The 15,722-nt window shown below is 70.6% G+C and carries 15 protein-coding genes; 11 read left to right on the forward strand and 4 right to left on the reverse strand.

Going from position 1 to position 15,722, the window contains the following annotated elements; genetic code table 11:
• Positions 1-237: 237 nt before the first annotated feature.
• Entirely contained in the window at positions 238-924 is a 687-nt protein-coding gene (locus tag ASC66_RS05020) for a GntR family transcriptional regulator (protein WP_055835450.1), read from the reverse strand.
• A gap of 74 nt (positions 925-998) precedes the next feature.
• Between ASC66_RS05020 and ASC66_RS05025 the strand changes: the two genes are divergently transcribed.
• Entirely contained in the window at positions 999-1,523 is a 525-nt protein-coding gene (locus tag ASC66_RS05025) for a GNAT family N-acetyltransferase (protein ID WP_055835452.1), read from the forward strand.
• Positions 1,524-1,618: 95 nt separating this feature from the next.
• Entirely contained in the window at positions 1,619-2,803 is a 1,185-nt protein-coding gene (locus ASC66_RS05030) for an alpha/beta hydrolase (RefSeq protein WP_055835455.1), read from the forward strand.
• A 98-nt stretch (positions 2,804-2,901) separates the two neighbouring features.
• Here ASC66_RS05030 and ASC66_RS05035 read toward each other — a convergent pair whose 3' ends face one another.
• Both ASC66_RS05035 and ASC66_RS05040 read right to left on the reverse strand, forming a co-directional pair.
• Complete coding sequence (locus ASC66_RS05035) at positions 2,902-3,744, reverse strand: aldo/keto reductase (protein ID WP_055835459.1); 843 nt, start codon at positions 3,742-3,744, stop codon at positions 2,902-2,904.
• A 36-nt stretch (positions 3,745-3,780) separates the two neighbouring features.
• Positions 3,781-5,031, reverse strand: a complete 1,251-nt coding sequence (locus ASC66_RS05040) for an MFS transporter (protein ID WP_055835460.1) — start codon at positions 5,029-5,031, stop codon at positions 3,781-3,783.
• 202 nt (positions 5,032-5,233) lie between these two features.
• Here ASC66_RS05040 and ASC66_RS05045 point away from each other — a divergent pair, with 202 nt between their 5' ends.
• From ASC66_RS05045 to ASC66_RS17760, 9 genes are all read left to right on the forward strand, one after another.
• A complete protein-coding gene (locus ASC66_RS05045) occupies positions 5,234-5,746 on the forward strand; it encodes a MarR family winged helix-turn-helix transcriptional regulator (protein ID WP_055835464.1) in 513 nt (170 codons plus the stop codon).
• A gap of 77 nt (positions 5,747-5,823) precedes the next feature.
• Complete coding sequence (locus ASC66_RS05050) at positions 5,824-6,396, forward strand: antibiotic biosynthesis monooxygenase (RefSeq protein WP_055836367.1); 573 nt, start codon at positions 5,824-5,826, stop codon at positions 6,394-6,396.
• Positions 6,397-6,631: 235 nt separating this feature from the next.
• Positions 6,632-7,891 carry a sensor histidine kinase gene (locus tag ASC66_RS05055; RefSeq protein WP_055835467.1) on the forward strand — a complete coding sequence of 420 codons (1,260 nt, stop codon included), beginning with the start codon at positions 6,632-6,634 and terminating at the stop codon, positions 7,889-7,891.
• Positions 7,888-8,583 (forward strand): response regulator, encoded by a 696-nt coding sequence (locus ASC66_RS05060; protein WP_055835470.1) that lies wholly within the window; start codon positions 7,888-7,890, stop codon positions 8,581-8,583. The genes ASC66_RS05055 and ASC66_RS05060 overlap by 4 nt, the downstream gene beginning before the upstream one ends.
• Before the next feature lie 124 nt (positions 8,584-8,707).
• Entirely contained in the window at positions 8,708-10,162 is a 1,455-nt protein-coding gene (locus ASC66_RS05065; RefSeq protein ID WP_055835474.1) for an acyltransferase family protein, read from the forward strand.
• A gap of 54 nt (positions 10,163-10,216) precedes the next feature.
• Entirely contained in the window at positions 10,217-10,861 is a 645-nt protein-coding gene (locus ASC66_RS05070) for a DedA family protein (RefSeq protein WP_055835477.1), read from the forward strand.
• On the forward strand, positions 10,842-11,138 hold the full coding sequence (locus ASC66_RS05075; RefSeq protein WP_055835479.1) for a chorismate mutase: 297 nt from the start codon (positions 10,842-10,844) through the stop codon (positions 11,136-11,138). The genes ASC66_RS05070 and ASC66_RS05075 overlap by 20 nt, the downstream gene beginning before the upstream one ends.
• An 80-nt stretch (positions 11,139-11,218) precedes the next feature.
• A complete protein-coding gene (gene hutH / locus ASC66_RS05080; RefSeq protein ID WP_055836370.1) occupies positions 11,219-12,793 on the forward strand; it encodes a histidine ammonia-lyase in 1,575 nt (524 codons plus the stop codon).
• A 138-nt stretch (positions 12,794-12,931) separates the two neighbouring features.
• Positions 12,932-14,641 (forward strand): M23 family metallopeptidase, encoded by a 1,710-nt coding sequence (locus ASC66_RS17760; protein ID WP_082492019.1) that lies wholly within the window; start codon positions 12,932-12,934, stop codon positions 14,639-14,641.
• A 110-nt stretch (positions 14,642-14,751) separates the two neighbouring features.
• On the opposite strand, the gene ASC66_RS05090 is transcribed toward ASC66_RS17760, so the two are convergent.
• A complete protein-coding gene (locus tag ASC66_RS05090) occupies positions 14,752-15,558 on the reverse strand; it encodes an IclR family transcriptional regulator (RefSeq protein ID WP_235496677.1) in 807 nt (268 codons plus the stop codon).
• Positions 15,559-15,722 lie beyond the last annotated feature (164 nt).

The following is a 15,722-nucleotide window of genomic DNA, read 5'->3' on the forward strand; positions in this document are numbered from 1 at the left end:
GGGTTTTCCTATCGGCTAGATCCTGTTTCCTATAGGATTACATGTCGATGGGCGTCCGTCAAACCGCGCACTGTCACACAACCCGCAGTGTGCCGCGTCCGCCGCCGCACAGCGGCGCCGCGATGGCGCGCCGGAGGCGCGGGCTCAACCCCTGGCGCGGTCCCCCGCGCGTTGCCACCGCCGCGCGTGCCACCGGCGCGGCACTCTGCCGCCCGGCGCGACCGCGAACGCTGCCGTCTAGTTCTGCTGCGAGTCCGCGATCGAGCGCATCCGCACGCCGCAGATGTGGTCGTGCATGGTCTTGCGGGCGAGCTCGGCATCACCGGCACGCATCGCCTCGAGGATGACGCTGTGTTCGGCGATGGCGTAGCTTGCGTCACTGACGCCGAGCCCTCCGAACAGGCGGAAGCGCTGCACATGGCCGCCGAGCGCGGTGTAGGCGGCGAGCAGGAATCGGTTGCCGGCGTTCTCGGCGATCAGCCGGTGGAAGCGCTCGTCGGCCTCCCAATACGGCCGGATCGATTCACCGGCGCCATCGACGGGGGCGTTGCGCAGGTCGCTGATCGATTGCTCAAGTTGATCGAGCAGCTCGGTCGTCGCCCGCCCGCAGGCGCGGAATGCGCTGTCGGGCTCCAACACCTCCCGCGCCTCCATCAGCTCGGTGAGCTCGTCCACGGTGAACAGCGGTGCTACCCGGTAACCGCGCAACGCGGCACGCACGACGAGGCCCGTCGCCTCGAGCCGGGCGAGAGCCTCGCGAATGGGCGTCTGCGAGATCTCCATCTCGCGCGCGAGGGCGTCGATGTTGAGCGGGGAATCGGCCGCCAGGCGCCCATCCACCAGCGCGAGCATGAGATCGTCGTAGACGTGGTCTGCCAGCACCTGCCGTGCCGACGCGCCCCGAATAGTGGATCCTATAGCCATAGAAAACACACTAGTGCCCGCGCGGCGGCAGCGCTCGTAACCGCACCGAAACCTGCGCGCCCTAGGCTCGCCGCATGAGCCCTGCCGCGCCGATCATCGGCATCGAAGCGCCCCGCCAGCCGCAGTTGATCGCGCTGCTCGAACAGAGCAGCGCTTACGCCCGCAGCCTCGGCTACCCGCCGGAGAGCAACTTCCTGCTCGACGTCGATGCCCTCGAGCAGCCGAACGTCGACGTCTATGTCGCCAGGGACGCATCCGGTGCACCGCTGGGCATCGCCGCGCTCGTGGTGCTCGATCCGCAGCGCGACGGCAGCCGGCCGGGAGACGCCGAGCTGAAGCGCATGTTCGTGAGCGACGCGGCGCGCGGGCGCGGAGTGGCCGGAGCGCTGCTGCGACGGCTCGAGATCGATGCCAGGGCCAGCGGCATCCGCCGACTCGTGTTGGAGACCGGCCCGCTGCACGCGCCGGCGCTCGCTCTCTACACCAGGCACGGGTACACCGAGATCGCGCAGTTCGGGCAGTACATCGGCGAGCAGTTCAGCGTCTGCATGGCGAAGCCGCTGGACGCCATGGCGATGGCACGATCGGTCGTTGAATGACGCCGCTCGCCGGCCGTTTCGCCGGGCGATTCGTTCGGCGCTGCACCCATGGCCTACGCTCAGTTCACTCGCTCTGACCCGAACTCGGAGAACAAGTGAATTCGAAGCCCGCCGTGCTCGGCCGCTCGCGCCGCACTCGGGTCTTCACCGTGCTCGCGGCGCTCAGCGCGGGACTGGTCGCGACGCTGCTGCTCAGCGGCTTCCACATCGGGGTGCGCGAGCTCGGCGATGCCGGTGACATCGCGGTCTCTGAGCTCACCACGCCCGAGGTGATCGGCATCCGCACCTTCACCGCCCCGAGCGGGATCCGGGTGATCGAAGACGTGACGTACGGCACCCGCGACGATGGAACGCTGCTGACCCTGGATGTCTGCCGCCCGGCCGACACGGCCGCAACCGAAGCGACCGCGGCGAATGCGGTGCGGGCCGATGCGGTGCAGACGGACGCGGTCGAAGCGGACGCGGTCGAAGCGGACGCGGTCGCGGCGGACGCGATGCTGCCTGGCGCGACGCTGCCGGATACGCCGTTGCCGGACGCGACTCTGCCGGGCGCGGAGGACGCACCTGGGGATGTGCCGCAGGCGGGGCTGCCTGCGATCGTGTCGATCCACGGCGGGAGTTGGGCCCGCGGCGACAAGGCCAACGATGACTGGCGCAACGTCTGCAGCTGGCTGGCCAGCGAGGGCTTCGTGGCCTACTCGCTGAATTACCGCCTCGTACCCGAGGCCCTCTTCCCTGCCGCGATCGACGACGTGGCCTTGGCCGTCGAGTGGATGCGCACCCCGGCGAACGCCTCACGCTTCGGCATCGACCCGGCGCGGATCGGCGCGTTCGGCGGCTCGGCCGGCGGCAATCTGGCTGCGCTGCTCGGCACGCGCGGAACCGGGCCGCTGGATGAGGGCAGCCGGGTTGCCGCCGTCGCCGAGCTCTCGGCGCCGACGGACCTGCGCCGGGAAGCGGTGCTCCGCGACGGTGGCAACGAGCTGCTGCAGACGATCATCACGCGTTATCTCGGCTGCGAGGAGTGGACGCTCTGCCCGCAGGCGGAGGACGCCTCGCCGTCGACCTTCGTCGACCGGAGCGACCCGCCCTTCTTCATCGGACATGCGGCGAGCGAGTTCATCCCGCTGGCACAGGCCCAGACCTTCGCCGGGGTGCTGGATGCCGCCGGCATCGGCGTCGAGTACGTCGTCGTGCCCGGCGACGACCACTCCATCGGCATCCTGGACGAGGCGATGCGCGCCCGTGTCGCCGGCTTCCTGCACGCACAGCTCGGCTAGCGGTCGCGCCGCGAGTTGGCGCAATCTGCCCCTTCAGACCGCCGCAAGGGGCAGGTTGCGCCATGTCACGAACGAATCGCGGGCGGCGGGCGGCCGGGTCAGCCGCTGAACTCGGCGGGGTGCGGTCCGACGCGGCCGGCACCGGCGGCCGGCTCGAGCGCATCGATGGCGGCGAGGGCCACGGCATCCAGTTCGAAATCGAACACGGCCAGGTTCTCTGCGATGCGCGCGGGCGTGACCGACTTGGGGATGACGATGCGGCCCTGCTGCAGGTGCCAGCGCAGAATCACCTGCGCCGGTGTGCGCCCGATGGCCTCGGCCAGCTGGACGATCACCGGGTTGCTCAGCATCGCGCCCTGCGCGAGTGGGCTCCACGCCTCGGTGGCGATGCCGTGCGCGGCGTTGAACGCCACGGTCTCGGCCTGACGCAGTGCGGGGTGCAGCTCGATCTGGTTGACGGCCGGAATTGTTCCGCCGAGTGCGATCACACGCTCGAGATGCTCCGGCAGGAAGTTCGAGACACCGATCGCCCGGCTGCGGCCGGCTGCCGCCAACTCCTCGAGCGCCGTCCAGCTCTGCAGGTAAAGCTCGTTCGCCGGGGCCGGCCAGTGGATCAGGTAGAGGTCGAGGGCGTCGAGTCCGAGCTTGTCGAGGCTGGCCTCTGCCGCCTCGCGAGTGCCAGCCCCCTGGTCGCTGTTCCAGAGCTTGCTGGTGACGAAGAGCTCCTCGCGGGGGATGCCGGACGCCGCGAGCGCCCGCCCGACGCCCCGCTCGTTGCCGTAGACGGCCGCGGTGTCGATGCTGCGGTAGCCGGCTTCGAGCGCGGCGCTCACGGCGGCCTCGGTCTCGGCATCCGGCACCTGGAAGACGCCGAAGCCGATCTGCGGAATGGCGACGCCGTTGTTCAGCGTGATGGTCGGGATGGTGTGGGTGAGCGACATGGGGATCCTTGTTGTGTTGGGGTGGTGGGAGTGGGGTCAGGATTGGGCGGCGACGACGGCCGTCGGCGAGGTGGGGCTGGCGCCCGCAGCCGCGGCGGCCGCGGCGGGGGCCGGGCGGGCCCGCCTGGCGAACTCGCCGCCGGGGGCGAAGACGGCGACGAGCAACACGAGCAGGCCACCGGCGGTGACGGCCGCGCCGGCCCAGAGTGGCGAGGTGTAGCCGAGCCCGGCGGCGAGCGTCAGCCCGCCGATCCAGGCGCCGAACGCGTTGCCGACGTTGAACGCGGCGATGTTGGCCCCGGATGCCAGCGTCGGTGCCGCCTCGGCGTGCGCCATCACCCGCATCTGCAGCCCCGGCACGGTCGCGAATCCAAAGCCGCCCATCAGCACGAGGCTGACCATCGCCATGACCGGGTTGCCTGCGGTGAGAGCGAAGATGGCGAGCACGGCGGTCAGCACGATGAGGAGCACGACGAGGGTGAGGCCGAGGTTCTTGTCGGCGGCGCGGCCGCCGAGGATGTTGCCGACGAAGAGCCCCGCGCCGAAGAGGATGAGCAGCCACGGCACCGCGGAGGAGGAGAAGCCGCTGACCTCGGTGAGGGTGAAGGCGATGTACGTGAAGCCGCCGAACATGCCGCCGTAACCGAGCACGGTGACGGCGATGGAGAGCCACACCTGAGGGGTGCCGAAGACGCGGAACTCCTGCAGCAGGGATCCGGGGCTGCCCGTGGCATCCGTGCCGGTGCGGGCGGGAACGAGCGCGGCGATGCCGATGAGCGCGAAAACGCCGATGACGGTGATCGCCCAGAAGGTGGAGCGCCACCCCGCGGCCTGGCCGAGCAGGGTGCCGAGGGGAACCCCGAGCACGTTGGAGATGGTGAGCCCGGCGAACATGACCGAGATCGCGGCTGCCCGCTTGTTCGGGGCGACGAGCTGTGCGGCGACGACCGCGCCGATGCCGAAGAATGCGCCGTGGCACAGAGCGGCGATGACGCGGCCGATCATCATCGTGGAGTAGTCGGGTGCGAGCGCCGAGACGAGGTTACCGAGGATGAAGAGCACCATCAGGCCGAGCAGTGCCTTCTTGCGGTCGACCCGGGTGAGGGCGGCGGTGAGCGCGATGGCGCCGACGGCCACGCTCAGCGCGTAGCCGGAGATGAGGTAGCCGGCTGTGGTCTCCGAGACGGCGAAATCGGCGGCCACCTCCGGCAACAGCCCCATGATGACGAATTCGGTGAGGCCGATGCCGAAGCCACCGATGGCCAGGGCGTAGAGGGCGATGGGCATGCGGTTTCTCCCAGAGATAGCGAAGCGCGGACAGGACGAAGCGCGCGTCGAATGACGCGTCGAGGTGCCGCGGCATCAATCGGATGACGCGTGCAATTAGCAGCGTGCGCAGTAGTTGCACGCGCTGCATAAATACTTGCACACGCGTTCTATCGGCGCAAGCTGCTATAGTTGCCGCAGGCAGCACGAGAGGAGCACGCACATGGGAATCGCCGACGACGCAGTGGAGATCCGCGCCCAGGGCTGGCGTGCGCTCGCGGCCGTGCACGGAATCATCGAGTCAGCGCTCGAGAAGGCGCTGCAGAGCGAACACGGGCTGTCGGTCGTCGAGTACACCGTGCTCGACGCGCTCAGCCGTCAGCACGGCTGGCACATGCGCATGCAGCAGCTCGCACGCGCGACCGCGCTCTCCAGCAGCGCGACCACCCGGCTCGTCACCCGGCTCGAAGACCGCGGCCTGCTCACCCGCATCCTCTGCGTCGACGACCGGCGTGGCATCTACACGGAGCTCACCACAGCGGGCGACGCCCTGCTCGAGCAGGCACGCCCCACCCACGACGCGACGCTCCATGAGGCCGTCGAGCAGGCGAAGCAGGTGCCGGAGCTGGCTCCGCTCGTCGACGCCCTCGACGCGCTCTACCCCGCGGTCGATCCCGCGGTTGATCCCGCGGTTGATCCCGCACTCGATCGCACGGCGGAGTCCGTCTCTGCCTGAGCTCTCGGCATCCGCCGCGCACATCATCACACCCACCACGACACATCACCGAAATGTCGGTGCGCTTGGCTGAGAACATGGACAACTCCCCCATCACCGTCTCGATTGAGCGCACCGTCGACCCGGCGCGCATCACGGAGGCGACGGCCTGGATGCAGACCGGCATCAACCTGGCCACGAACTACCCCGGCTTCCTCGGATCCGGCTGGGTGCGCTCCGGCTCCGACCGCACGCGCTGGCACATCCTCTACCGATTCGCGGATGCCGCCGCCCTCCTGCACTGGGAACAATCACCGGAGCGCGCCTGGTGGCTCGAGACCGGCAGCGGCTTCGTGCACGAGCAGAAGACCGAGCGTCGCACCGGAATCGAGGGCTGGTTCGATGAGCCGACGGCGATCACCGTCGAGCACGCCGGTGCGGCCTCCGCGGTACCGCCCCGCTGGAAGCAGGCGATCACCATCTGGCTCGGGTTCTTCCCCCTCAACGTGGCCTTCGCCTATCTCGTCGGCTGGCTGGCTCCCGGCTGGGACGGCCTGCCGACCGCGCTCCGCGTGCTCATCACGACGCTCTGCCTGACGCCGATCATGACCTATGTGATGCTGCCGACGGTGACACGGCTGCTGCGCCGCTGGCTGGCGCCCGCCCGCTAGCTAGCCGCGAGTTGGCGCAATCGGCCCCATCAGCCCGCGGAAAGGGGCCGATTGCGCCAACTGGCGGGCGACGTCGCATGCTGACCGGGGGCAGCACGCTACCCCGGTAGGGGGCGGAACCCCTCCGGGGAGTGATGCGCCGGCCGGCCCCTCGTGTCAGAGTGGCAGCACGATGATGGCACGAGAACGACGACAGCCGGCACCGCGGGCACCGCGAGCGCCGAGAACGCCGCGGATGCCGCGCACCCCCGAGCAAGAACGATTCCTGCTCTGGGTGGCCTCCTGTGCGCTCGCGATCGTGCTGTTCTGCATCGGCGTACCGCTCTCGGCCACGATCTACCAGCTCCCGGTGCTCGCCGCCTTCGCCGTCGGCATCCTGCAGAGCGGCAGCATCCCGCTGGCCATCATCGCGCCGCAGTGGTCGATCGCCAGCTGGGTCGCCGGCACGTCACTGTTCATTGCGTTCGGCACAGTCGCCCCAGGCGCGCCGTGGCCCCTCGCCGTGCCCGGTCTGCTCACGTTCTGCGGCATGCTCGTGGTGCTCGGGCTGCTCCGCCCGATCGTGGTCGGCGTCGCCGCCTGGGCGATCGGCGCCGCGACTTCTCTGCAGATCCTGCTCTACGCGGGCGCCGGCGAGAGCAAGATCGCCACGGTCGAAGGGATCGTGGCCAATGTGGTCACCACGACCGCGATCAGCGCCTTCGCCCTGCTGTTGGCCCGCCTGCTCGCCCAGAGCGTGCGGATGCGCGGCGAACTCGTCACCGAGCGCCGGCAAAGCGCTTCGGAGCAACAGCGCCGTGTGCTCGTCGAGGAACGCAACCGCATCGCGCGCGAACTTCACGATGTCGTGGCACACAGCATGTCGGTCATTCAGGTGCAGGCGTCCAGTGCCCCGTACCGACTGCCGCAGCTCGATGAAGCGACTCGCACAGAGTTCAGCGACATCGCCGCCTCCGCGCGGGCGGCGATGCAGGAGATGCGGCGGCTGTTGGGCGTATTGCGCAGCGAAGACTCGCACGGCGAGGAGATGCCGCAGCCGGGTGTCGCGCAAATCATCGACCTCGTGCCGTCGATCGAGCGCGCGGGCGTCGTGGTCACCGTCGACGTCGCGCCGGATCTGCCGGTCGACGGCCTCGCCAGCACCGCGGCCTACCGCATCGCGCAGGAGTCGCTCAGCAATGTCGTGCGGCACGCCCCCGGCGCAATCGCCTCGGTGCGCGCGGAACTGATCGACGGCGCCATCGTGCTCTGTGTCGAGAATGAGGCACCGCTGGAAGCAGGCGCCGTTCGGGCGGGCGACGGTGGTCGGCCCTCCACGGGCGGTCACGGCTTGATCGGCATGCGTGAACGGTGCAGCATGCTGGGTGGCGGGCTGCACGCTGGCCCGACCGCGGACGGCGGCTACCGGGTGCTCGCGACGCTGCCGATCTCGGCATCCGCCGACACCGGAACCGATCTGCCGAACGACGACACGAAGGGCCGTATTCAGCCGTGACAATCTCAGTGCTCGTCGTCGACGACCAGGCCATGGTGCGCGCCGGCTTCGCCGCCGTGCTCGGTGCCCAGCCCGACATCACCGTGCTCGGTCAGGCCGCGAATGGGCAGGAGGCGGTGGAGCTCGCCCATCAGCTGCGCCCCGACGTGATCGTGATGGACGTGCGGATGCCGGTCATGAACGGTCTCGAGGCGACCCGCGCCCTGCAGAAGCCGCCCCGCAGCAGCGACTATGTTCCCCATGTGCTCATGCTGACGACGTTCGACATTGACGATTACGTCTACGAGGCCCTGCGGGCCGGTGCGAGCGGCTTCCTGCTGAAGGACGCACTCCCCGAGGATCTCGTCGCCGCGGTGCGCATCGTTGCGGGCGGCGACGCCCTGCTTGCGCCGAGCGTGACCAGGCGGTTGATCGAAGACTTCGCCCGTTCCGGCCCGCCGCCGCGCACCGACACCGCTCTGCTCTCCGGGCTCACCGAGCGCGAGGTCGAGGTGCTGACGCTCGTTGGGCGCGGGCTCTCGAACACCGAGATTGCGGCGGCGCTGTTCATCGCCGAGCAGACCGTCAAGACCCACGTCAGCAAGGTGCTCGGCAAGCTGAGTCTGCGCGACCGGGTTCAGGCCGTCGTCTTCGCCTATGACGTCGCGCTGGTGCAGCCGGGCGGCGGCTCCCCCGCTGCTCCCGGCGCGTAGCCTGCCGCCAGACCCCTACCGCCGTACGGGCCACGAACGGCTCCCCGGGGTGATGTCCACGCATTCACCGTCTCCTTAGCCTGCCGTCACGGGCGGAAGCGCCGCCCGGGCAAGGGGACCAACCGTGACGATCGCGCCAGAACGACTGAGCGGCTCGACACCGCAGCCGCGGAGCAGGGCCGCTCTGGCATCCGAGCACATCGCCGATGCCGCGCGAACCGGCCGAGACGTAGCCGGCCGTTCGGTGAGCGGCCGTGACGTGAGCATCGACGCGGTGCGGGCGATGCTGCTCGTGGCCGTCGTCGCCCTGCACGCGATGATGGTCGGCGTCAGCGTCGGCGCCGGCGGCCCCGTTCTGGCGAACGCGCTCGAGCAGCAGGCCTGGTTCGCCCCGGTCAGCTGGATCGTGCAGGTCATGCCGCTCTTCTTCGTCATCGGCGGCTTCGCGAGCATCAGCCAGTGGCGGGGCCTGCGCGCCCGGGGCGTATCCCCCGCATCGTATGTGCGAGGCAGGATCGACCGCCTGGTGCGGCCGGCACTCGCGCTCGTCGTGGTCGTCGGCGGGGCCCTGCTCGCGCTTGCCGCGCTCGGCATGCCGGCCGAGCTCGTGGCGACGGCCGGATTCCGCATCGGTCAGCCGCTCTGGTTCCTCGGCGTCTACATCCTCTGCTCCGCGCTCGTGCCGCTCATGGTTGCCGCACACGAACGCGCCAAGGTCGCCACGCCCGTGCTGCTGCTGGCCGCCGTCGTGGCCGTGGACGTCGCCCGCTTGAGCAGCGGCATCGGGGCCATCGGCTTCCTCAACTTGCTGTTCGTCTGGCTGCTCGTGCAGCAGCTCGGCTTCTGGCTCGCCGACGGCCACGTCGATGCGATCGCGCCTCGCGCCAGGGTCGGCGTCATCATCACCGCACTCGCCGCGCTGATCGCGCTCACCGCCGGCCCCTACCCGGCAGACATGTTCGTGAACCTCAACCCGCCGACGCTGTGCCTGGTGTTGCTCGGCGCCGCCCAGCTGATGCTGTTCTCGCTCCTCCGCGGCCGCATCTCCGCCCTGGCCGAGCGCCCGCGCGCGCGGCGCGCGATCGACGAACTCGGCAAGCGGGGCATGACGGTCTACATCTGGCATATGCCGGTGCTGATCATTCTGGCCGCGGCGCTGCTCATTCTCAACGCGACGACCGGGCTCGCCCTGCCGGAGCCGCTCAGCGCCGAGTGGTGGAGCAGTCGAGCGCTGTGGCTGCTCATCGTCGGCCTCGCGGTGACACCGGTCGTCTCGCTGTTCGCCCGCTTCGAGCGCGGTCGGCGCCCGGTGTCCGGCGCCGCTCTACCGACCCCGCGCTCCGTCGCGCTCGACACGGTGCTCGGGGCCGGCGGCGTCGCCGTCGTGTTGATCGCCGGATTCGGACCGCTGCCGGCATCCGCGGCGCTGACGATGCTGCTCGTCGCACTGCTCGGCAGCGGCCGCGTCGGCGCGGCGCTCCGCCGGGCCGTCCCGTCCGTTCGGACGACGACAACCTCATCCACACGGATGACGGGTGCGCGACCTGCGGGCGATGCCGCAGCGGTGGCCGCTTCCTAGCCTGAGAATGCCCCGATTTCCCTCCTCGTCCTCTGACTCGAATCGATGTCACCCATGGAATTGCTCACAGACTTCTTGATCGCGGCGGTGAACTCGCCGTGGGTCTACGTCGTGGTCTTCGCGATCGTCGTGATCGACGGTTTCTTCCCGCCGGTGCCCAGCGAGAGCATCGTGGTCGTCGCCGCCGCGGTCGGCGTGAGCACCGGCGCCCCGAATCCGATCGCCATCGTGATCCTCGCGGCCATCGGAGCGGCGGCCGGCGACAACATCGCCTATTGGCTCGGCCGCACCGTCGGCACGACGCGGTTCAGGTGGATGCGGCATGCCCGCGCCGTTGCCGCCCTCGACTGGGCCGCCCGTGGACTCAGCCGCAGTGCCGCCAGCATGCTCCTCGTCGCCCGCTACATTCCGGTCGGTCGCATCGCGGTGAACATGACGGCGGGCGCGACCGGCTTCTCGCACCGGCGATTCTGGCCGCTGACCGTGCTGGCCGGGGCATGCTGGGCGGTCTACTCCGTGCTGATCGGGGTGCTCGCCGGGCACTGGGTGAAGGACCAGCCACTGCTCGGAGCCGCCATCGGCGTCGTGATCGCCCTCGTCCTCGGCCTGGTCATCGACCGAGTGAGCACGGCTGTCGCCCGCAGGCGGGAAGCGGCCTCCGAGCAGTACGCTGCATCGTGTGAACAACCCGTCGCCTGATCTCTCCGACATCCGTTCGGCCATCGATGCGCTCGACCGCGAGATCATCGCGCTGATCGCGGCGCGGCAGCGTTTCGTCGAGGGCGCCGGGATCGCCAAGGCGGGGCAGGGCAGCGACGCCGTGCGCGCGCCGGCCAGGGTCGAGACCGTGATCGCACGGGTGCGCGAGGAGGCCATTGCCGCCGGGGCATCGCCGGCGGTGGTCGAGGCCGCATACCGCGCCATGATCACCGCATTCGTCGAACTCGAACTCGAGGTGCACGCCGGCGAGAGATAGCCGCCCAGCCGTCTGGCATGCCAGACGGCAAGCGCGCGGCGTGGATTGCCGAACGCCGCCGCGTGCTGTGCACTGGAATCATGAGCATTTCAGCGCCACCCGCGACAGTCGGCACGACCACCACCTCAGTCACCGTCGGCCAGGGGCCGCTCAGCATCGCGGAGGTCGTGGCGGTCGCCCGCCATGACGCGCGCGTCGTGCTCGACCCGGCCGCGCTGGACGCCGTCGCCGCCAGCCGCACCATCATCGACGGCCTCGCCGCCGACCCGGCCGCGCACTACGGAATCTCCACGGGCTTCGGTGCACTCGCCACCACCTACATCGAGTCGGACCGCCGGGCCCAGCTGCAGGCCAGCCTCGTTCGCTCCCACGCCGCAGGCTCCGGAGCCGAGGTCGAGCGCGAGGTCGTGCGCTCCCTCATGCTGCTGCGCCTCAGCACGCTGATGACCGGCCGAACCGGCGTGCGCCGCGCGACCGCAGAGACGTACGCCGCCATCCTCAACGCCGGCATCACCCCGGTCGTGCGCGAGTACGGGTCGCTCGGCTGCTCCGGCGACCTCGCCCCGCTGGCGCACTGCGCGCTGGTGGCAATGGGCGAAGGCGAGGTGCGGGTTTCCGGCGAACTGATGCCGGCGGCGTCCGCGCTGGCCGCGGCCGGCATCACCCCGCTGCAGCTGGGCGAGAAGGAGGGCCTCGCCCTCATCAACGGCACCGACGGCATGCTCGGCATGCTCTCGCTCGCCATCCACGACCTCACCGCCCTGCTGCAGACCGCCGACATCGCCGCATCGATGAGCGTCGAGGGCCTGATGGGCACGGATGCCGTCTTCGCCGCCGATCTGCACAAGCTCCGCCCGCAGGCCGGGCAGGCCCTGGCCGCCGCGAACTTCCGCGCGATCCTCGCCGGCTCGCCCATCGTGGCCAGCCACGCCGGGCCGGAGGACCAGCGCGTGCAGGACGCCTACTCGCTGCGCTGCGCCCCGATCGTGCACGGTGCCGCCCGCGACACCGTCGCCCACGCCACGACCGTCGCGCTCGCCGAGCTGGCCAGCGCCGTCGACAACCCGGTTCTCACCCTCGACGGTCGGGTCGAGTCCAACGGCAACTTCCACGGCGCTCCGGTCGGTTACGTGCTCGACTTCCTCGCCATCGCGGCGGCGGATGTCGCGAGCATGAGTGAGCGCCGCACGGACCGCTTCCTCGACCGCTCGCGCAACCAGGGCCTGCCGCCGTTCCTGGCACACGAGGTCGGCGTCGACTCCGGGCTGATGATCGCCCAGTACACCGCCGCGGGAATCGTGAGCGAGATGAAGCGGCTGGCGGCTCCGGCATCCGTCGACTCGATCCCGAGCTCGGCCATGCAGGAGGACCACGTGTCGATGGGTTGGGCCGCGGCCAGGAAACTGCGTCGCTCCATCGACGGGCTGAGCCGGGTGCTGGCGATCGAGCTGCTCACGGCGGCACGCGGGCTCGCCCTGCGCGCACCGCTGCAGCCGGGCGCCGCGACGGGCGCCGTGATGCGGATCGTGAACGAGGCATCGGGCGGCCCTGGCCAGGACCGCTACCTCTCCCCCGAGATCGAGGCCGTCGTCGAGTTGGTACAGGGCGGTCGCGTGTTGGCCGCGGCGAGCGCCGAAACGGGCCAGCTGGCCTGATTTCGCGGCGCGTCCGCGCGCCAGTGCCCTGTGGGATTCCCCGCGCAAAGCATTGTGCGCGCCCGGGCAGAGTGACAGACTGGCGGGGCTGACCCACTGGCCGGCTATCCATAACCCGAATGTGGATGGTTACTCGTCATGACCCTGCGATTCTCGAACGACCCTGGATTGGATCGGCGCCGCCCCCTGCGGTGGCACCGACCCCCTCTGGCGCTCTCCATCGCGGTCACGGCCACTCTCGCCTTCGCCGGCATCCCCTCTGCGGCCACCGCCGGCGATGCCACCACGGATGCCGCGCCCACCGCGGATTCGACGCCGGGCCCTGTCGCGCCCGAGCTGCTCGAGCCCGAGCTGCTCGGACCCACCGAGGAATCGACCGACGCTACCCCCGAGACGACTCCCGACGCGACGACGCCGGTGGATGGGGTGGGGGCTACGCCAACGCCGACGCCGGAACCGGTGCCGCCACTCGAGCCCACGACCACGCCGACGCCAACTCCAACACCAACACCAACACCGACGCCGACGCCCTCACCGACACCGGTCCCCTCGTCGACCCCGACACCGTCGCCGGAACCGACGCCGGAACCGACGCCGAGTCACACGCTGACGCCCATACCCACGCCGACACCGACTGCCACCCCCACACCCACCCCCACACCCACCCCGACCGCTACGCCCACGCCGACGGCGACACCCACCCCGACAGCGACGCCGACGCCCAGCGCGAGCCCCACGCCCGCACCACCAACGGTCACGCCCGCCGCGCCTCAGCCGAGCGGCCCGCGCACCACCGGAGTGCCCCCACGGTTGACGGTGCGCACCTTCGACTACTCCTCGCTCTCCGCCGCCCGCCTGGAAGCGACCGGCCGGAGTGCAGCCCTGTCGAAGGCCGCGGCATCACTGCGTGACAGCAGAGCGGCCCTCCGCACGGCGGAAGACCGCTACACCTTCGTGAAGACGCAGTACGACGACGAGATGCTGACGGCATCCGCCCTGGCCGACGTCGCGACCGCGGCGGACGTCCAGGCGGCGGCATCCACACGGCTGCTCGTGCAGGCGATGCGACCGAGCGGTTCACCGAGCCAGGGGGTGAGCCCGATCGACGTCTTCTTCGGCGAAGGCTCCGACGGAGCATTCCTCGACGAACTCTCCACCGTTGACCGCCTGAACAACCTCAACTCCGATCTCGACACCCTCGCCGATCGCGCCGACCGCGACAACCTCCGGGCCGATGCCGCCCGCATCCATGCCGAGCAGGCGTTGGCGGCCGCGACGGATCTGCCCCTCGACGAGTCGCGGGCGGAACTCGACGCGGCCCAGCAGGCCGTGAGTGCGGCATCCGCTGTGCTCGATTCGCTTCGAGTGGCCGGCGCCGCAGCAACGTCGATCGTGGCACTTCCCCTGGTGCCGACGGATGACGGCCGCCTCGGCGATCAGGCCTGGACGGCACCGGGAACCGGACCGATCACCGACGGATTCGGACTGCGCCCCGACCGGCCTGCCGGGGCAGGGCCCTTCCACTACGCCCTCGACGTCGGCACCGGCTGCAATGCCTGGATCGTGGCGGCTGCAGCCGGAACGGTCAGCGCGAGTGGGCCGTACGGCGGCCTCGGCAACCGCGTCGTCATCGACCACGGTGCCGGAATCACCACGACATACGCCCACATCGCCGACGGCGGTTTGGCCGTGACGCCCGGTCAGGTGGTCGCGGCCGGCGAGGCGATCGCCCTCTCCGGCAGCACGGGCGTTTCCACCGGATGCCACCTGCACTTCGAGGTCGCACTCGACGGCGTGCGCACCGACCCGCTGCCGTTCCTCGCGGCCCGCGGCGTCGCCATCGGCTGACCCCACCCCGCCGCCCCCCGCGTCCGGTTCCATTGAGAGCGGTCATATGGCCGCTTCAGCGCCCGGAAAGCGGCCATTTGACCGCTCTCAGTGGACGTTGCCGGGCGCGGTCAGAGCGCGGAACCGCGAATGCGGCGGGCGAGCTCGGCGGCCACCTCGCCGATCTGCGCGGCGAGCTCTGGCCAGCGTTCCGGCGCGACCGAGTCCCGCGGGAAGGTGAGCGCGATGCCGGCGGCCGGCCAGCCGACGTGGTCGCGCACCGCGACGGCGAGCGACGCGAAGTCGGCCGTCACGGCGCTGTCCTCCGTGGCGTAGCCGCGCTCGCGCACTGTCTGCAAGACTGCCTTCAGCTGAGCGTAGTTGTGCGGCGGCTGCCCGTTGCGGTCGACGAAGGCCGCGGCGTCCGGGTAGAGCGCGCGGAGCTGGGCCGGGGGCAGCGTCGCGAGCATCGCCCGGCCGCTCGCGGTGAGGTGGGCAGGCAGCCGGATGCCGACGTCGGTGACCAGGCGCGGCCGCCGCGGGGCACGCTCCTCGGCGATGTAGAGCACATCGCGGCCGTGCAGCACGACGAGGTGGCCGCTCTCGCCGACCCGGTCGACGAGCCCGGCGAGCAGCGGTTGGCCGATGCGGCTGAGCGGCTCCTGCCGCGAGAAGCCACCGCTCAGCTCGAAGGCGGCCGGGCCGAGCCCGTAGCGCTTGGCCTCCGGCAGGTGCAGCACGAAGCCGTGCTGGGCGAGCACGACGAGCAGGTGGTAGACCGTCGAGCGCGGGATGCCGAGGGCGCTCGCGATGGTCGCGGCCGGCACCGGGCCGCGCTGGGTCGAGAGGAACGAGAGGATCCGGAGCGTGTGCTCGGCGGCCGGCACCTTGCTCGACACCGCCGGCCCTGGACCCACGTCACCGTTGGACGCCATCATCTCTCCGATCCCTGTGAGCGATTCGCCCGGCCAGTCCTCGCGACCGGGCGGCCACGTCTGTGATTCCAGACAAAGGATACGGGACGCGCGTTGCCCGCGGCATCCGTTCACGCTGAAATCGAAGCAGCGACGAATCACGCGCCCCGTGCCGCGAACCAGACGCC

It is taken from the genome of Leifsonia sp. Root4, assembly GCF_001425085.1.
In the GTDB taxonomy this organism is placed as follows: Bacteria; Actinomycetota; Actinomycetes; order Actinomycetales; family Microbacteriaceae; genus Microterricola.

Excerpts from the sequence above, each read along its gene's own strand:
- ASC66_RS05050 (WP_055836367.1), top strand. The coding sequence starts at position 5,824 with ATGGACAACTCCCCCATCACCGTCTCGATTGAGCGCACCGTCGACCCG.
- hutH (WP_055836370.1), top strand. The coding sequence starts at position 11,219 with ATGAGCATTTCAGCGCCACCCGCGACAGTCGGCACGACCACCACCTCA.
- ASC66_RS17760 (WP_082492019.1), top strand. The coding sequence starts at position 12,932 with ATGACCCTGCGATTCTCGAACGACCCTGGATTGGATCGGCGCCGCCCC.
- ASC66_RS05090 (WP_235496677.1), bottom strand. The coding sequence starts at position 15,558 with ATGATGGCGTCCAACGGTGACGTGGGTCCAGGGCCGGCGGTGTCGAGC.
- ASC66_RS05045 (WP_055835464.1), top strand. The coding sequence starts at position 5,234 with ATGGGAATCGCCGACGACGCAGTGGAGATCCGCGCCCAGGGCTGGCGT.
- ASC66_RS05020 (WP_055835450.1), bottom strand. The coding sequence starts at position 924 with ATGGCTATAGGATCCACTATTCGGGGCGCGTCGGCACGGCAGGTGCTG.
- ASC66_RS05055 (WP_055835467.1), top strand. The coding sequence starts at position 6,632 with ATGCCGCGCACCCCCGAGCAAGAACGATTCCTGCTCTGGGTGGCCTCC.
- ASC66_RS05025 (WP_055835452.1), top strand. The coding sequence starts at position 999 with ATGAGCCCTGCCGCGCCGATCATCGGCATCGAAGCGCCCCGCCAGCCG.
- ASC66_RS05040 (WP_055835460.1), bottom strand. The coding sequence starts at position 5,031 with ATGCCCATCGCCCTCTACGCCCTGGCCATCGGTGGCTTCGGCATCGGC.
- ASC66_RS05070 (WP_055835477.1), top strand. The coding sequence starts at position 10,217 with ATGGAATTGCTCACAGACTTCTTGATCGCGGCGGTGAACTCGCCGTGG.
- ASC66_RS05035 (WP_055835459.1), bottom strand. The coding sequence starts at position 3,744 with ATGTCGCTCACCCACACCATCCCGACCATCACGCTGAACAACGGCGTC.